General features: G+C 71.5%; 16 protein-coding genes. 14 read left to right on the forward strand and 2 right to left on the reverse strand.

Annotated elements, in window-relative coordinates; translation table 11 throughout:
• Positions 1–193: 193 nt before the first annotated feature.
• Positions 194–1,999, forward strand: a complete 1,806-nt coding sequence (locus ABN273_RS14580) for an AMP-binding protein (RefSeq protein ID WP_349449291.1) — start codon at positions 194–196, stop codon at positions 1,997–1,999.
• 30 nt (positions 2,000–2,029) lie between these two features.
• Entirely contained in the window at positions 2,030–2,692 is a 663-nt protein-coding gene (locus tag ABN273_RS14585; RefSeq protein WP_349449292.1) for an alpha/beta fold hydrolase, read from the forward strand.
• A 37-nt stretch (positions 2,693–2,729) separates the two neighbouring features.
• Here the strand turns inward: ABN273_RS14585 and ABN273_RS14590 are convergent, their stop codons facing one another.
• Complete coding sequence (locus ABN273_RS14590; protein WP_349449293.1) at positions 2,730–3,617, reverse strand: LysR family transcriptional regulator; 888 nt, start codon at positions 3,615–3,617, stop codon at positions 2,730–2,732.
• Between the two features lie 82 nt (positions 3,618–3,699).
• Between ABN273_RS14590 and ABN273_RS14595 the strand changes: the two genes are divergently transcribed.
• The 4 genes from ABN273_RS14595 to ABN273_RS14610 all read left to right on the forward strand — a co-directional run bounded on the left by ABN273_RS14595 (position 3,700) and on the right by ABN273_RS14610 (position 8,628).
• Positions 3,700–4,653: a Gfo/Idh/MocA family protein gene (locus ABN273_RS14595; protein WP_349449294.1), complete on the forward strand. Its 954-nt coding sequence runs from the start codon at positions 3,700–3,702 to the stop codon at positions 4,651–4,653.
• A 67-nt stretch (positions 4,654–4,720) separates the two neighbouring features.
• Positions 4,721–5,398, forward strand: coding sequence for a mannosyltransferase YkcB-related protein (locus ABN273_RS14600; protein WP_349449295.1), 678 nt, complete (start codon positions 4,721–4,723; stop codon positions 5,396–5,398).
• A 26-nt stretch (positions 5,399–5,424) separates the two neighbouring features.
• Positions 5,425–6,015, forward strand: a complete 591-nt coding sequence (locus ABN273_RS14605) for a GNAT family N-acetyltransferase (RefSeq protein WP_349449296.1) — start codon at positions 5,425–5,427, stop codon at positions 6,013–6,015.
• A 66-nt stretch (positions 6,016–6,081) separates the two neighbouring features.
• A complete protein-coding gene (locus tag ABN273_RS14610; protein WP_349449297.1) occupies positions 6,082–8,628 on the forward strand; it encodes a polysaccharide lyase family 8 super-sandwich domain-containing protein in 2,547 nt (848 codons plus the stop codon).
• Between the two features lie 16 nt (positions 8,629–8,644).
• Here the strand turns inward: ABN273_RS14610 and ABN273_RS14615 are convergent, their stop codons facing one another.
• Complete coding sequence (locus tag ABN273_RS14615; RefSeq protein WP_349449298.1) at positions 8,645–9,112, reverse strand: hypothetical protein; 468 nt, start codon at positions 9,110–9,112, stop codon at positions 8,645–8,647.
• A 116-nt stretch (positions 9,113–9,228) separates the two neighbouring features.
• Between ABN273_RS14615 and ABN273_RS14620 the strand changes: the two genes are divergently transcribed.
• The 8 genes from ABN273_RS14620 (at position 9,229) to ABN273_RS14655 (ending at position 16,236) form a co-directional block, all read left to right on the forward strand.
• Entirely contained in the window at positions 9,229–10,926 is a 1,698-nt protein-coding gene (locus ABN273_RS14620) for a sensor histidine kinase (protein ID WP_349449299.1), read from the forward strand.
• The gene (locus tag ABN273_RS14625) at positions 10,917–11,564 is read left to right on the forward strand and encodes a response regulator (protein ID WP_349449300.1); all 648 of its coding nucleotides are present in this window, start codon (positions 10,917–10,919) and stop codon (positions 11,562–11,564) included. Before ABN273_RS14620 ends, ABN273_RS14625 begins: the two co-directional genes overlap by 10 nt.
• 94 nt (positions 11,565–11,658) lie before the next feature.
• A complete protein-coding gene (locus tag ABN273_RS14630) occupies positions 11,659–12,747 on the forward strand; it encodes a hypothetical protein (protein WP_349449301.1) in 1,089 nt (362 codons plus the stop codon).
• Positions 12,744–14,000, forward strand: coding sequence for a DUF8832 domain-containing protein (locus ABN273_RS14635; protein WP_349449302.1), 1,257 nt, complete (start codon positions 12,744–12,746; stop codon positions 13,998–14,000). Before ABN273_RS14630 ends, ABN273_RS14635 begins: the two co-directional genes overlap by 4 nt.
• A complete protein-coding gene (locus tag ABN273_RS14640; protein WP_349449303.1) occupies positions 13,997–14,380 on the forward strand; it encodes a hypothetical protein in 384 nt (127 codons plus the stop codon). The genes ABN273_RS14635 and ABN273_RS14640 overlap by 4 nt, the downstream gene beginning before the upstream one ends.
• Before the next feature lie 51 nt (positions 14,381–14,431).
• Positions 14,432–14,692, forward strand: coding sequence for a hypothetical protein (locus ABN273_RS14645; protein WP_349449304.1), 261 nt, complete (start codon positions 14,432–14,434; stop codon positions 14,690–14,692).
• 39 nt (positions 14,693–14,731) lie between these two features.
• Complete coding sequence (locus ABN273_RS14650; RefSeq protein ID WP_349449305.1) at positions 14,732–14,887, forward strand: hypothetical protein; 156 nt, start codon at positions 14,732–14,734, stop codon at positions 14,885–14,887.
• A gap of 152 nt (positions 14,888–15,039) precedes the next feature.
• A complete protein-coding gene (locus ABN273_RS14655; RefSeq protein ID WP_349449306.1) occupies positions 15,040–16,236 on the forward strand; it encodes a low temperature requirement protein A in 1,197 nt (398 codons plus the stop codon).
• Positions 16,237–16,324: the final 88 nt, after the last annotated feature.

Genomic DNA, 16,324 nt, shown 5'->3' on the forward strand with positions numbered 1-16,324 from the left:
GCTGTCACGTGGTAGGTCGCTGTGCCCCATTTCGTACCTCCTATCGGGTGCGAATTTGGGCACGATTCTTAGAAATGGCGGCAATGGCGTCAACGATGAACATTTATCCGCATTGAGCGGACTGATCATGGCGACCTGCGGTGCGTATGGTGAGAAAGTTGCTCTGTACGCCATGCGCGGGGAGGGACCGCTGTTGCCCGGGTTACTGCATGACGTCCTCGCCCGGAGGGCGGCCGCCCACCCGGCGGCGCCGGCGTTCACCGTCGATGGGGTGGGCACGCTCGACTACCTGAGCTGGCACCTGGGCGCGCTGCGGGTTGCAGCGGGGCTGGCCGCTCGCGGAGCGCGGCCGGGGGAGCGGGTGGTGCTCGCCTTCGAGGACGGCGACTGGCTCTCCTTCGCCACCTGCTTCATGGGCGTGCTGGCGGCGGGCGGGGTGGCCGTGCCGGTACGCGCTCCCGTCCCCGCGCCCCACCTGCTGTCCACCGCTGCCCGGGTGGGCGCGGCCGGCCTGGTCGTCGGGGGCCGGTGGTGGGAGGCTGCCACGGAAGCGGACGAGGCCGCGTCCGGCGGATGGCTCGCGCACGCCGCCGACCTGACGGCCCCGACCGGCGCGGCTCCGACCGGCGCGGCTCCGACCGGCGGGGCCACGGCCGGCGCGGTGCGTCGCGCCGGGACGGACCCCGCCGCGGTGATCCTCACCTCCGGCACCACCGGCGCGGCCAAGGCCGTGCTGAGCAGCCACTCCTCACTCACCGACGACTGGCCGGAGGGCGACGACGTCCCGCCTCCGCAGGACAACGCCCTGTTCACCTCCGTGGCGATCGGCACGAACGCGGCGCAGTCCGTGCTGAAGAGCTGCCTGCTCAACGGCGTGCACGTGGTGCTCGGCCAGCCGTTGGCGCCCGAACGGCTGGCCGGGCTGATCGAGGAGCATCGGGTGAGCGCGCTGAGCGTGGTGCCGACCACGGCGCGACTCGCGGTGGCCGCGCTGCGGCGGCAGGGTCACGCACCGGCGCGGGTCCGTTCGGTGGTGTCGTCCTCGGCCCCGCTGGATCAGCCCACCGTGGACGGCCTCGCCGAGGTGTTCCCGCAGGCGGAGATCTTCAACGTCTACACGGTGGCCGAGGGAGGCGCCGGGCTGCAGCACCGGTGTCTCCCCGGCCGTCCCCCGGCGCTCGGCGCGCTGGGCCAGGACGCGCGCGTGGTGGACGACGCGGGCCGGGACGTGGCCCCCGGAGAGGTGGGGGAGCTCTGGCTCCGCCACACCGGCCCGGCGCTGAGCTATCTGGAGCCCGCCCCGGAGCCGGGGGACGCCTCCGCGACGGGTACGCGTTACCTGGCGGACGGCTGGATCGCGACCGGCGACCTGTGCCGGCTCGACGACGGCCTGGTGCACTTCGTGGAGCGCGCCGACGACGTCATCGTCTCCGGCGGGCTGAACATCGCCTCGGCGACGGTCGAGGCCGCACTGCGCACCCATGCGGCCGTCAAGGACGTGGCCGTGTTCGGGGTGCCGCACGCCGCGCTCGGCCGGGCCGTCGCCGCGGCGGTCGTCCTGACGGCCCCCGCCACAGCGGCCGCCCTGCGCGAACACTGCGCACAGCGGTTGCCGCGCGACCACGTGCCGCTGGACATCGTGGTGGCCGAGGAACTGCCCGTCACGCCCAACGGCAAGGTTCGCAAGCGGCTGCTGACCGAGCAGTACGTGCGCACATACCAAGCTGCCGCAGCGGCCGCGACGGAGGCCCTCGAGGACGAGGTGGAGCGGATGGTCTTCGCGGCGTTCCGCGACACCTTGGCCGTGGAGCCGATCCGGCGGGACAGCGACTTCTTCCGGCTGGGCGGACACTCCCTCCTGGCCACCCGCCTCGCCGCCGAGCTGGAACGCCGTACCGGGCAGAGCGTCGAACCCGCACTGGTCCTGCGCCATCCCCGAGCCGGCGACCTGTCCGACGCCCTGCGCCGGTCCTGGGCCCGGGGCGCCGGTCCCCGATGAGTTTCCGCCCCGCCGCAGGTCATCACAGGCATGACAACCTTCGCTCTGATCCACGGCGGCGGCGGAAGCGCCTTCGACTGGCATCTGCTCGAAGCCGAGCTGCGCGGCCTGGGGCACGACACGGTCGCGGTGGACCTCCCGATGTCCAACCCGCAGGCGCGGCTCTGGGACTACGCGGACGCCGTCGTCCAGGCCGCCGGCGAGCGCCCTGACCTGGTCGTGGTGGCCCATTCATGGGGCGGCTTCGTGGGCCCGCTCGTCTGCGCGCGGGTCAAGGCCGCCGCGCTGGTGCTGGTAACCGCCATGATCCCGAGTCCGGGCGAGGCGCCGGACGACTGGTGGGAGCGCAGCGGCCGGCCTTCCTCGGACATCGAGGACGAGTACCAGCTCTTCCTGCACGACGTCCCGCGCGAGCTGGGCGAGCGGGTGCTGGCCCATGACCGCGAGCTCGCCGGGAAGATGAGCATGGACCGCGCCGTACGCGAGCCCTGGCCGCTGGCCGCCTGGCCGGATGTGCCGACGAGCTACCTGCTCTGCCGCGACGACCGCTTCTTCACCCCGGACTTCGTCCGCCGCCACGTGCAGGAGCGGCTCGGCATCGTCCCGGACGAGCTGCCCGGCAGCCACATGGTGATGCTGTCGCGCCCACGCGAACTGGCCGACTACCTGGCCCAGGTGGCCGTCGGGGCGTGACGTGCGGCATCGCCCGGGCGCCGACGCGGCGGGCGGGTCAACGACGCGCGGCGACGACTTCGCGGAGCAGGTCGAGGAACGCCGACAGAGGTGGGTGACTCTCGGCCGTTTCCTTGACGACGACGAAAATGGAGCGGACCGGAGTGGGCCGGGTGACCGGCACGCCGGTGAACGAGGCGACGGGCATGGTACTCAGCGCGAGCCGGGGAATCATCGTCACGCCCAGTCCGGTGGCGACGAAGGCGACCGCGGTGGCGTAGTCGTGGGCCTCCACCACGAAGTTGGGGTTGAAACCGGCCGCGCCGCACGCGTCGAGCATGGTCTGCCGGCAGATGCTGGTGGGCCACTCGTTGTCGATCCATGGTTCGTCGCACAGCCTGCCCAGCTCGATGACCTCTGCGGCGGCAAGAGCGTGCCCCGGCGGCAAGATCGCCAGGAAGGGGTCATCGAGCAGGTGGATGGTCCGCAGTCCGGCCGGCAGCCGAGCGGTGTCGTCCAGCACCATGATCTCCGCGTCGGCGGCCTCGCCGGCCAGTCCCTTGCCGAGCCGTAGCTCCACCCTGACCTCCGGGAACCGACGGTTGAACTCCGCCATGACGGGCGGGATCAGGACGGCTCCGGCGGTGGCGAAGTAGCGGATGGTCAGCCGGCGGGTCTTACCGGCGCGCAGGTCGGCGAGGGCGGTCTCGGCGCGGGCGATCTGGGTCTGGATCTGCCCGGCGTGGCTCGCCAGGAGCCGGCCGGCCTCGGTGGGGCGGATGCCGCGGCCGTGGCGCTCCACGAGCGGCGTGCCCGTCTCACGCTGCAGCGCGGCGATGTGCTGGCTGATCGCGGAGGGCGTGTAGCCGAGGTTGGTGGCGGCCGCCTGGATCGAGCCGGTCTCGACAACGGCACGCAGCACGGCCAGGCGGTGAACGTCGAGCACGACCGAATCATACAGTCACACTTCACAATGGTTAAGAAATCATCGCTTGTGCTGAAATATAGGCACAGCAGAGGATTCCTGCATGGAAGTGGCAAGCAAGATCCGCCTCGGCGTCATCGGCCTGGGTGTGATGGGCGCTGAGATGCTCGATGTCGCGCAGCGGCACCCGCAGTTCGAGGTGGTCGTGGCCGCGGATCCCAGCGCGCGGGCGCTCGAACGGGCCCGGGCGGCCCACCCGGGACTGGCCTGCGTCCAGGATCCCGACGAACTGCTCGGCCAGCACGCGCTCGACGCCGTCTACATCGCCTCACCGCCCGCCACGCACGCGCGCTACGCGGTACGCGCCATGAAGGCAGGGCTGGCGGTCTTCGCCGAGAAGCCGCTCGCCGTCGACCTGGCCGAGGGCCAGGAGATGGTGACCGTGGCCGCGGCGACGGGAACGGTGAACGCCCTGAACTTCGTCATGTCCGACCGCGCCGCCGCACTGGCCGTCGCCAAGGCGTTGCGTACCGGCCAGGTCGGCGCAGTACGCCGGATCGAGATGCGGTTCACCTTTCCCCAGTGGCCACGGGCCTTCCAGGAGGACGCCCGGTGGGTGGCGGGGCAGGCGCAGGGCGGTTTCCTGCGTGAGGTCGCCTCGCACTACCTGTTCCTGACCGACCGGTTGCTGGGGCCGCTCTCACCGGTCCACACCCACGTCACCTACAGCGCAGCCGCAGAGGACGCAGCCTACGGACTGTTCCTGGCGGGCGACGTGCCCGTCACCCTCTCCGGCCAGGTCGCCGCGGGGCCGGAGACCTACGAGTGGACCCTGTACGGAACCGACCGGTCGTACCGGATCACCGACTGGGCACGCCTGTGGTGCGGCGACCACCGGGAATGGACCCCGGTGGTCCTCGAAGAGCCGCGCGGCAGCGAGCACACCAGGCTCGGCGAGTTCGCCCGCGCGATGCGGGGCGAGGACACCACCCTGGCCGATTTCGCCGCCGGCCTGCGAGTCCAGCAACTCGTGGAGCGCTTCCACCGCCAAGCCTGACGGCGATCACGCGGGCTGCGGTGGCCGATGGCCGCTCGGCGTCGCCGTCACCGGTGGCTGGTCGTTCGTGGTGCTCAGCCGGGCCGGCGACTTCGTGCCGTGGCTGCCCTGGGTGGTCGCCGGGACGACGGCGGTGGCGGTGGCAGGCCTTTTCGTGGCGGCCTTCGGAGTCCGGCGGCTGGCCGCCGTGGCCCTGGTCGCCGGGCTGTTCGGCAGCCTGGCCGGGCCCACGGCGTACGCGCTGACCCCGCTGAGCTCGGCCGTCCAGGGCACCAACCCGACCGCGGGCCCGGCCGGCAGCGGCGGCTTCGGCGGCGCGCGCCAGGAGCGGCCGGCCCTTCCCGCCGGCCAGTCGGAGAGCGGCCGGATCGCCCGGCCCGCGGGCCCCGACGGCGGCCAGGTGAGCACCCAACTGATCGAGTACCTGGAGGCCAACCAGGGCGACGCCGCCTGGCTCGTGGCCGTCAACAGCGCGCAGAGCGCGTCCTCGATCATCCTGTCCAGCGGCAAGGCGGTCATCGCGATGGGCGGCTTCACCGGCAGCGACCCGGCCATGACCGTCGCCAAGCTGACGGAGTACGTCTCCAGCGGTCAGCTGAAGTACCTCCTGATCACCAGCGGAAACGGTCCGCGAGGCACCGACTCCTCGGTGACGGAGTGGGTGAAGGCCAACGGCACCCTGGTGGACGCCTCGGCCTACGGCGGCACGGACAGCAGCGGCCAGGCCCTCTACAAACTCGGCTGAACAGGGTGAGAGGATCTCCTGGCGATATGGCCTGGTTTCGAGCGTTGGGCGGGGCGATGTACGTAACATCTCTGGGCGAAGACGGCGCCGAGTTGCGCTCGCTGGAGCCGTGGCGGGCCGAGGAGTTCCTGGCCCACATGGAGCGGGGCCGCGAGTTCATCGGTCAGTACATCGCACTGCCGGACGTGGTCAAGGACGTGGAGTCGAGCCGGTCGTACCTCCAGTCGTACGCGGACAAGGCCGCGGCCGACACCGGGCGGATCTACGGCATCTGGACGGACGGCACGCTGGTCGGCGGAGTGCTCTTCCGGACGATGGACGTGGCGCTCGGCATCGCCGAAGCGGGTTGCTGGCTGGAACCCGCGGCGGTGGGCAAGGGCCTGGTGACGAGGGCCGCACGTGTGATCATCGACTGGGCCGTCGAGGAACGGGGCATCCACCGCGTGGAGTGGCAGGTCGCGGCGGCGAACGAGGCCAGCATCGCGGTGGCCCGGCGGCTCGGGATGACGAAAGAGGGCGTGCTTCGGGAGAGCTACCCGTACCGGGGCAAGCGGCACGACATGGAGATCTGGTCGGTGCTCGCGCCCGAGTGGCGGTCGGGCAAGCAGGCGTCCTGAGAACGCTCAGGCGACGCCGCGGACCGGCCGCCGTCGCACTTCTAGGCCGCCAAAAACAGATCATGTATGGTGAGCGCGGCATATCCCCCCAACGGCCTGGAGCCCGCCGTGCCGCAGATGTCTCGTCGCCAGGTTCTCTCTCTGCTCCCCGCCGGACTGCTCGCCATAGCCTCCCCCGCGCGTGCCGCGGCGGGCGTCGATCACGCGCGGCTGGTCGCCAACACCGTGGCGATGTTGGCGGGGACACCGGACGTCAACGCCCGGCCCGAGGTCGCCGGCAAGCTCGCGGCGATCGCCGGGACCGCCAGGCAGCGGCTGGCCGCCATGGACAAGGCGGGCGCCGGCGAGCTGTTCTCCGGCCTCAAGCTCGGCACCGACGACGTCAACCTGCGACTGGCCTTCCAGTACCTGTACGAGATCGCGCTCGCGACCCGCACGCTGGGCGGCGAGCTCGACGGTGACGCCGCCGCCCAGCGGCGGGTCGTGGACGGTCTGGTGTGGCTGCACGAGCGCTACTACGGTGACCAGGCCACGGGCTACTACGGCAACTGGCACAACTGGGAGATCGGCATCCCCACCCACGTGAGCAGGACGCTGGCCCTGCTGGCCGAACGGGTGCGGGCGGAACGACCCGAGCTGACGGCGACGTACATCGCCTCGATGGACGCCTTCCTGCGCAACGGCAAGGACGGCGACGTCGACCTCGACTCGCGCTTCCACACCGGGGCGAACCTGGCCGACATCACCGCCAACCGGATCCTGCAGGGCGCGCTCGCCACCGACGACGCCCGCGTCGGCAAGGCCATCTCCGACCAGGCCACCGTCTTCGCCACGATCGACCCCTACAACCTCCAGCACGGGAACACCGACGGCTACTACCGCGACGGCTCCTTCATCCAGCACCACTCGGTCGCCTACACCGGCTCGTACGGGAAGGGCCTGCTCACCCGCGTCGTACAGACCCTCAAGACGCTCGAGGGCGCGACGAGCGGCGGCACCTCTGAGGACCTGGCCGGCGTGGTGTACCGCTGGGTCGCCGACGGCTTCGCCCCGCTGATCTTCGAGGGGTGGATGATGGAGATCGTCAAGGGGCGGGCGGTCTCGCGCACCACCACCGGCTACGCCGACGTCGGGGTAATCGTGGAGGCCATCACTGACCTGGCCGACCACGTGGCGGGCGCCGAGGCTCTCGCCCTGAAGAAGTACGTCAGGTTCCTGCCGGCCGCCGACCCGGCCGCCTTCGTCTCCCCGGTCAGCATCGCCCGCTACGCGGCCATCCGCGCCGACTCCGCCGTCCCGGCCGCCGACCTGAACCCGCCCGCGCGCTGCGTCGCGTTCAACGCCATGGACAGGACCGTCCACCGGCGCCCCGGCTACGCCTTCGCCCTGGCGCGCAGCTCCGACCGGATCAGCAAGTACGAGTACATGAGCGGCGAGAACCTCATGCCCTGGTTCCAGGGCGACGGCGCGTACTACCTCTACCTCGCGGGCGAGGACCAGCGCGAGGTCTTCGGCGTCGACTACTACACGGCCGTCTCGCCGTACCGGCTGGCCGGGATCACCGCGCCGGTGGCGGAGCGGCGGACGGTGCCCGAGCTGTACGGCCGCCTCTGGTACGAGAACCCGGGACACCCGCTCAACTTCACCTCCTCCTCGCAGTCCCAGAACACCTACGTGTACTTCCCCCGCGCCGGGAACGCCTTCTCCGGCGGCGCCACGCTCGGCGCGTACGGCGCGGCCGGCATGGTCCAGTCCGACGACGCCGCCTACACCGCCAAACAGGCGGGCATCCTGCCCGACGACTTCGTCGCATACCAGAACGCCCGCTCGACCAAGTCCTGGTTCATGCTCGACGACGAGATCGTGGTGCTGGCCGCGGGCGTCTCCGGCCAGGGCGGCCGCGACGCGGTGACCACCGTGGACAGCCGCATCGCCGCCCCCGGCGACACGGTCGCGCTCACCGGCGAGGGCTGGAGCGGCGGGGCCTGGCAGACGGGCGACACCAGGCCGCCGCGCTGGCTGCGCTACGCCAACGACACCCGCCATACGGCGATCGGCTACGTCTTCCTCACCAGGCAACCCGTCGCGGCCGGGCTGGAGACGGTGACCCGCAGCCGCAGAGTCGTGCGCACGTCCAACCCCGACACCAGCGTGACCAAGAACGTCTTCACCGCATCGATCACCCACCCCGCCGCCGGCGACGTCCCCGCCCTCGCCTACGCCCTGGTCCCGAACGCGACCGAGACCCGCCTGCGCGGCTACGCGAACAGCCCGCTGACCGTCCTGGCCAACGACCGGCACGTACAGGCGATCAAGCACAAGACCCTCGGGATCGTCGCCGCCAACGTCTTCAGCGACGGCCCGCGCCACGCCGAGCGCCTGCTCATCGACGGCCCCGCCTCGGTCATCGTCCAGTACGGCGAGCGCACGGTCGTCGCCCTGTCCGACCCCACGATGAAACGTGACCGCGTCTCCGTCGTGCTGCTCGGCACGTCTCTCCGCCTCGGCGCGGCCGACGAGGGGGTGACGGTACGACGCGTGCCGGGCGGCACCCTGGTCCAGGCGACGACCCGCCACGCCCACGGCCGCACCTTCACCGCCACCCTGCGCTGAACCGGCTCGGGGTGGCTCAATTCTTCTCGCCGGTGAGGCCGCCGACGAGGATCTTCATCCCGGCGCGGCCGACCGGTTTGCGGCGCAGCAGCCGGAACGGGACCAGGAACATCAGGATGCCCAGCCCCACGGCGACGACGACCATGATGGCGATGTCGAGGCTGCCGAAGAGGTTGAACAGTCCCCAGTAGGTCGCGCCGGACCACAGCGCGGCGATCAGCGCGGAGATCCAGGGCCGCCGCCGAACGGCCTGGATCAGCCTGCTGATGCCGAAGACGCCGTACATCTCTTCGACGCCGAGGTAGAGCACCGCGTAGAGCGCCACGCCGATCGGGACGATGACGGACCCGATGCGCTCGAGCAGTCCGAGAACGCCGCCATCGCTCTCTTCTTCCGAGGAGGTGGCGCTTTCGGAAGTCCGGGTGTCACTCTCGGGGTGCCCGGGTACATAGGCAGGATCTATCCGGATCTCGTGTGTGGACATGGCGCACCAAGGTAGGACCAGTGCGCCGACAGATCATTGACGAGAGCTAAACGCCCCTCATCCTGCCGTGGTCGCTTCTGGGCGGTTCGCCCGTACAATCCCATCGGGGGTGGGCAATGGCGACGCGTTCCAGGGGCACCACCGTTTTACTCGCCGTCGCGGCGGCAGGGCTCTGGCTGCTGGTCGTCAACGTTCTCGGGACCGGTCAGAGTTCCATCTGGCGGCACGACCCGATCTGGCTGCTCGGCGCGCTGGTCGGCGTCTCCTTCCTCACGGCCGGGATAGTGGCGTGGCGGGCGCACCCGCGTAACCGGGTCGGCCCGCTCATGGTGGCGCTCGGAGTCGCCTGGATTCCCCAGCAGCTGCTGTTCCTGCCCGGAGGCGCGCTGTGGGCGCTGGCGTTGTGCGGCATGTGGGCGGGGGTCGCCTGCCACCTGTTCCTGGCTTTCCCCACCGGCAGGCTGGGCTTGGTGTCCTACCGGGTGCTGACCGGCCTGGCGTACGTCGCAGCCTTCGTGCTGACCTCGGCCCAGGCCGCCACACACCTTCCCCTGCCCGTACCGCTCCGGCACTTCGCCACCGCCCTCGACGACTCCTCCTGGCAGGTGACCGTCCTCATCTGCGGCGTGGTGCTCGCCATCACGGTCAAGCGCTGGCGTCAGGCGAGCCTGGCGCAGCGCCGGGCGGTCGCGCCGGTCACCGGAGCCTCGGTGGTCGCCACGGTCACCTTCGCCGGGAAACGCATGGTCGGCCTCTTCGGCCCGAACCCGCTGGAGGTCCTGCTCACGCTCGTCATGCTGGGGGCGTTCATCGCGGTGCCGCTGGCGTACCTGGCCGGACTCATGCGGAGCCGGATGGACCACGGCCGCGTGGCCGACCTCGTGGTACGGCTGAGCAGGCGCGAACAGCCGGACACGCTGCGCGACGAGCTGGCCGCCACCCTGCGGGACCCGGGGCTGGCCGTGGGCTACTGGACGGCAGACCAGGACCGATACGTGGACGCCGACGGCAGCCCGGTCGACCTGGACCCGGGGCCGGGCCGCGTCGTCACCCGCGTCGACCAGGGCGAGGCGCCGCTCGCCGTACTCGTGCACGACGCCGCGCTCCTCGAGCAGCCGCTGCTCGTCGAGGCCGCGTGCGCCGCCGCGGCGCTCGCCCTGGAGAACGAGCGGCTCACCGCGGACCTGCGGGCCCGGCTGCGGCAGCTCGCGGCCTCGCGGCGGCGGATGTTGCAGTGGGGCGAGGCCGAGCGCCGCAGAATCGAACGCGACCTGCACGACGGCGTGCAGCAGCGGCTGCTGTCGGTGGCGATGACGCTCGGGCTGGCCGAGGCCGGCACCGACCCCGCGCGGACCGTACCACTGATCGGCGAGGCCAAGACGGCGGTGCTGGCCGCGCTGGACGACCTGCGCGCGGTCAGCCACGGCATCCACCCGCCGGTGCTGACCGAGCGTGGCCTGTCGGGCGCGGTCAAGGAGCTGGCCGCGGTCGCCCCCATGGCCGTCACCTGCGACCTGGCACTGGACGAGCCGCTGCCGCAGTCCGCAGAGAGCGCGGCCTACTACATCGTCAACGAGGCCCTGGCCAACGTGACCAAGCACGCCTCCGCGTCGAAGGCGTGGGTACGGCTCGCCCGCGAGGGCGGCCGCCTCGTGGTCGAGGTAGGCGACGACGGCGTGGGCGGGGCAGATCTCGCGCGCGGCTCGGGGCTCGCCGGGCTCGCCGACCGCGCCGAGGCCAACGGCGGCAAGCTCCTGATCGAAAGCCCACCGGGGGAGGGAACCGTGCTGAAGGTGGTCCTGCCGTGCGCGTAGCGATCTGCGAGGATTCCACGCTGTTCCGCGAGGGCCTGGCCCGGCTGCTGGCCGAGTCCGGGTTCGAGGTGGCGGCGTCCGTCGACCACGCCGAGGACCTGCTCGCCCACGTGGCGAAGGACCCGCCCGATGTGGCCCTGCTCGACATCCGGCTGCCGCCCACGCACACCGACGAGGGGCTGCGCGCCGCGGTTGAGCTGCGGGAACGGCATCCGCAGGTGGGGGTGCTGGTGTTGTCGCAGTACGTCCGGGTGAGCTACGCGGTCGAGCTGCTCGGCGGCCGCACCGAGGGCGTGGGCTACCTACTGAAGGACCGGGTGTCGGACCTGGCGGAGTTCGCCGCGGCCATCCGCCGGGTGGGGTCGGGCGGGTCCGCGCTGGACCCGGTCGTCGTCGAGCAGCTCGTCGGCCGTCACCGGCAGCCCGGTGACCCGCTGCGCCTGCTCACCGAGCGCGAGCGCGCCGTGCTGCGGTTGATGGCCGAGGGGCGCACGAACATGGCGATCGCCGAGCGGCTGTCCATCGCCGAGCGCACCGTGGAGAAGCACTGCACGAGCATCTTCGCCAAGCTCGGCCTGGAGGCGAGCCCGCACGACCACCGGCGGGTGCTCGCGGTGCTGCGATACCTGAACGCGTGAGGGGGGCGGGTAACCGCACCTTTCAAAGGGTGCCAGCCGGGTTCCCCTTCCGGCGGCCGTCGCGAAGGATCGGACCGACGGAAGGAGCGTGCTGATGGTGGCGGTGGATGCTGGGGTGCGGCGGTTGCTCGCGGATTCCGGGGAGGTGCGCACGTGGGTGAGCCCCCGGACAGACCTGGTCATGGCGTTGCTCGGCGTCTGGTTCGGCGTCGGGCTGATGATCGACGCTTGGGCGCACAGCAACCTGGCTGAGCTGGAGACGTTCTTCACGCCCTGGCACGCGGCGTTCTACTCGGGGTTCGCGGCAGTGTCGGGGTGGATCATCTGGCAGGTCTACCGCAACGTGCGCGCCGGCCGGAGCGGGCTGGCCGCGGTGCCGAACGGGTACCTCGCGGGGTTGCTCGCCATCCCGGGGTTCGCCGCGTTCGGGTTCGCCGACATGATGTGGCACGAGTTGCTGGGCATCGAGCAGACCATCGACATCCTGTTCAGCCCGTCCCACCTGGGGCTGATCGTGACGATGATGCTCATCATCACGACCCCGCTCCGCTCGGCCTGGAACGCCCCGGACATCGGGGACCGGCCCCGGCTGTCGCGGCTGCTGCCCGCGCTGGTCGGGCTCGGCTTCGGCGCCACGCTGGTGTCGCTGTTCCTGTCGTACGGCGACGCCATGCAGTGGAGCGCGAACGGCGTGGTCCGGGCCTTCTCCAACCTGGACGGCCAAGGCACCGACCGCCTGGCCGCAGCGATGATCATCACGAACGTGGTGCTGCTCGCTCCAGTGCTGTTCCTCCAGCGGCGGTGGCGTCTGCCGTTCGGGAGCGTGACCGTGCTGTCCGTGGTGGGCGTCCTGATGCCGGGCGCGCAGACGGCCTTCCGCAACCTGCCGATCCTGCTGGCGTTCGTGGCCGCCGGGCTGGTGAGCGACCTGCTGATCCGGTGGCTGCGTCCCTCGCGGGAGCGCCGGGCCGCCTACTGGGCCTTCGCCGGCCTGTCGGCGTTCGCCACCTGGTCCTTGTACCTCGCGGTCGCCTCCGTGGTCGCCGGACAGCTGCCCGCCGTGCCCGAACTGTGGACCGGCGCCCCGGTCGTGGCCGGTCTCATCGGCCTCGCCCTCGGCGCCCTGTTCCTCCCGAACGCGGTGCCCGCGCAGGCAGGCGAGTCCGGCGCCCGGCGGGCATGATCCGGCTTCTCTGCCTGGTCGGCCTGCTGGTGGTGGTGCTGGCGTCGCCCGCGGCGGCGCACGACGTCAAGGCGGGGGCGGACCTGCGGATCGCGCAGACGATCGCGGGTGCTGAGCTGACTCTGGTGATCAAGGCCACGACCCGGGTGCCGGGGCCGCTGCGCGTCGAGGTGGTCGGGTTCCCGTCCGCCCCAGCACTGGACCTGCGGCTCCGGTCGGTGACCGACGGGCGGGTCGTGCAGGGCACGGTGGCGCCGGGTCGCCCCGCCCAGCTGCGGGTGGAGGAGACCGGGCCGCACGAGCTGACCGTCGGCTCCGGGGGCGAGACCGCGGTGATCCCGTTCCGGGTCCTGGTGGACCGCGGGTCCGGCTGGGAGTTCCTGATCTACGGTGGCCTGTTCGTGGCCGGCCTGCTGCTGGTGGGCGGCCTGCTCACCGGGGCGTTCAACCGGCGCGGCCGGTCGGCGTTCGTGGTGACCGCGGTCGCCGCCACGGGGGTCGCGGTGGCCGCGTTGATCGTGATCCTCGAACCCTGGCTGCCCGCCCGGTCGCCCGACGGCGCCGAGCCCCGTCCCACGGACTCGGCGATCGGCCGGCCGTACGTACAGGGGGTGGTCACCACCGTCCCCGCCCGCCCGGTCGCGGGCGAGGAGTTCGTGGCGCGGGTGGAACTGTTCGACGGGGCCACCGGGCGACCCGTCGACGACCTCACCGTCCACCACGAGGCCATGGCCCACGTGGTGGTCACCAGCGAGGACGGCCGCTACTTCCGCCACGTCCATCCGCTGCGCACCGCGCCCGGCCGCCTGGAGGTACGGCTGCGCGCCGACCGCCCCGGTCGCCATCTCACCTACGTCGAGCTCGAACGCACCGACTCCGGCGGCCAGCTCCTCACCGGCGCTTTCACGGTCACCGGGACGGCGGAGCCCACGGCCTCGGCCGACCCGGCGACCCAGGACGCCACCGCCGGGCCGGCCACGGTGACGCCCGCCGTGCCGCAAGCGGGGCGGCCGGCCACCGTCGAGGTGACCACGGGCGGGACGCCGCGGCCGTGGCTCGGGATGGCGGGGCACCTCATCGTGCGCGGCGAGGACGGGGAGTTCCTCGGCCACGTCCACGAGATGGGAACACCCGGCAGCCGGTTGCGCTTCACGTTCAGCTTCCCCGCGCCGGGCCGCTACTTCGCCTGGGCGCAGTACGCCACCGACCGCGGCATCACCACCGTGCCCTTCACCGTGGAGGTCCCCCGATGACGCGGATCAAGAGCATGAGGCGCCTGCTGGTGCTCGCCGGGCTCGTGGCGGTCGTGGTCGCCGCGTTCGTGGTCGCCCGCACCTCGGGCGGGGACCCGGTGACCACGACGGGAACCCGCTACGCCGTCACCGTCACCGCCGAGCGGAACACGATCGACGTACGGCTGGACAGAGGCGAGGCCGACACGGTCACCATCGCCGCCGTGATGACCACCATGGGCCACGCGATCCCCGAGGTCACCGCGAGGAAGACCGCCCCGGGCCACTTCGTCGCCGAGGGCGAGCTGTTCTTCATGACCGGCGCATGGGAACTGTCCATCCGCCTGGCCGGCCCGTCCGGCGAGGAGACCCTCACGCTCAACACCCTCGTCACCGGCTGACACCCCAGCGGGCGACCCGGCGCACGAGCCACGCCGTCTCCCGTCACGGACGTGTTCCAGGCGCGGATGATGCGCGGCTGGCTGCACGAACCGGGGTTGGCGGCCTCGTACCTGGTCGTCGCGGACGGGCAGTGGTGGCGGCCGTTGATGGAGTATCTGGGCCAGCACGAGCTGGAACGCGGCCACGCGGACCATCCGTACGCGATCTTCGGCCACGACTGGCTGGCCGACCCGCCGCAGGAGTGGCGAGACCACCAGCTGGACGAGGAGCTGCGGGCGGAGCGGTGCCTGAACCTGTTCCTCCGGACATGAAGATTCAACAAAACGGGCATACGGCGCATCCAACGATGCATGACGCGATTCAAGCGTGCCGGATCGGCGATGGTGGCGGGCGTACTGCTGACATCGGCCGCGTCCGGCCTCTTCACATCCGATGCCGCCGCGCGTGCGGCGGCCGAGCGCTGGAGACCGGAGGCGAGAAACGGTGCCCGGCGTCCGCACGACTGATGATCATTCCTCCGGACGAGGCGGCGGCACCGAGGTGCCGCGTTGTCACAGATCGCCGTGCTGCCCTGTCTTTCAGGCGGACCCGACGTTCGCAGAGCGACAGGAGCGAGACCTTGCCACCACCCGGTACCACCATCCGGATCCGGGTCCGGATGAGCGCTCGTGCCATCGACGAGCCGCACCGCGCTTCGAGCCCGCTCGAGCTGCTGTTCGACCTCACCTTCGTGGTCGCGGTCGCGGCCGTCACCGCCCAGCTCGCGCACAGCATCGCCGACGGGCATGGCCTCACCGGACTGGTCCCGTTCCTTCAGGTGTTCTTCTCGATCTGGTGGGCGTGGATGAACTTCACCTGGTTCGCCTCGTCCTACGACACCGACGATGTCGCCTACCGGCTGCTGACCATGGTGCAGATGGCCGGCGTGCTGACCCTCGCCGCCGGCGTGCCCGCCGCGACCGCTCACGCCGACTACGGGATCATCACCCTGGGCTACGTCATCATGAGGATCGGGCTCGTCGCCCAATGGCTGCGGGCAGGTCTCGAAGACCCGGCCCGCCGCCGCACAGCGTTGCGCTACGCCATCGGCATCAGCCTCGTGACGACGGGCTGGGTGCTTCGCTTCCTGCTCGGGGAGACGGTCGCCCTGCCCGCATTCGCCGGACTGCTGTTCTTCGTCTGCCTGGATGTCCTGGAGCTCGCGGTGCCACGGTGGGCGGAACGGGCCAGGCCCACCAACTGGCACCCGCACCACATCGCCGAGCGCTACGGCCTGTTCACGATCATTCTGCTTGGTGAGAGCGTCCTTGCCGCGAGCAGGGGAGTCGAGGGAGCGCTCGAAGCGGGCCAGATCAGGGTGCCCTTCGTCGTCATCGCCGGCTGCGGCCTCGTCCTGCTGTTCGCTCTTTGGTGGCTCTACTTCCTCATCCAAGCGGGGGAGGGTCTCAGTGACCGCCGTCATCGGTCGTACCTGTGGGGATACGGCCACTTCGGCATCTTCGCGGCCCTGGCGGCCCTCGGCGCCGGGCTCGAAGTGGCGGTGGAGCAGAGCGGGAACGAGGTGGAGGCGTCGTCGTTGGCGCTCGGTTACGCGGTCGCCATCCCGGTCGGTGTGTATCTCGCCCTGCTGTGGGCGGTGCACGCGCTTGTCGTCGCAGAGGCCGTCATCTATCCCCCTGCGGTCCTGGGCTGTGTCACCCTCGTCTTGTTGCTGCCACTCGTGACGCCCGTGATCGGCGTGGCCGCCGTGGTCGCGGCGATCACGGCCCTCTGCGTCCTGCTGGTCGCCGTCACGATCACGACCGCACCGTCATCGTCGCCATCGAGGCAGCCGCCCGGCTCCGGCGAGTCGTGAAGGAGACCGCCGCCCGCCCGCCCTCGGCGGCCTTCAGCGCGGCGATCAATCACCAGGGCGGCCGACGACGACTTCAACCGCAGCCCGG

This window comes from Nonomuraea sp. B19D2 (assembly GCF_040137845.1).
In the GTDB taxonomy this organism is placed as follows: domain Bacteria; phylum Actinomycetota; class Actinomycetes; order Streptosporangiales; family Streptosporangiaceae; genus Nonomuraea.

What these genes read in the sequence shown, in the direction of transcription:
- ABN273_RS14585 (WP_349449292.1), top strand. Translation starts at nt 2,030, where the DNA reads ATGACAACCTTCGCTCTGATCCACGGCGGCGGCGGAAGCGCCTTCGAC.
- ABN273_RS14595 (WP_349449294.1), top strand. Translation starts at nt 3,700, where the DNA reads ATGGAAGTGGCAAGCAAGATCCGCCTCGGCGTCATCGGCCTGGGTGTG.
- ABN273_RS14605 (WP_349449296.1), top strand. Translation starts at nt 5,425, where the DNA reads ATGGCCTGGTTTCGAGCGTTGGGCGGGGCGATGTACGTAACATCTCTG.
- ABN273_RS14610 (WP_349449297.1), top strand. Translation starts at nt 6,082, where the DNA reads ATGGTGAGCGCGGCATATCCCCCCAACGGCCTGGAGCCCGCCGTGCCG.
- ABN273_RS14615 (WP_349449298.1), bottom strand. Translation starts at nt 9,112, where the DNA reads ATGTCCACACACGAGATCCGGATAGATCCTGCCTATGTACCCGGGCAC.
- ABN273_RS14620 (WP_349449299.1), top strand. Translation starts at nt 9,229, where the DNA reads ATGGCGACGCGTTCCAGGGGCACCACCGTTTTACTCGCCGTCGCGGCG.
- ABN273_RS14630 (WP_349449301.1), top strand. Translation starts at nt 11,659, where the DNA reads ATGGTGGCGGTGGATGCTGGGGTGCGGCGGTTGCTCGCGGATTCCGGG.
- ABN273_RS14635 (WP_349449302.1), top strand. Translation starts at nt 12,744, where the DNA reads ATGATCCGGCTTCTCTGCCTGGTCGGCCTGCTGGTGGTGGTGCTGGCG.
- ABN273_RS14640 (WP_349449303.1), top strand. Translation starts at nt 13,997, where the DNA reads ATGACGCGGATCAAGAGCATGAGGCGCCTGCTGGTGCTCGCCGGGCTC.
- ABN273_RS14650 (WP_349449305.1), top strand. Translation starts at nt 14,732, where the DNA reads ATGACGCGATTCAAGCGTGCCGGATCGGCGATGGTGGCGGGCGTACTG.
- ABN273_RS14655 (WP_349449306.1), top strand. Translation starts at nt 15,040, where the DNA reads ATGAGCGCTCGTGCCATCGACGAGCCGCACCGCGCTTCGAGCCCGCTC.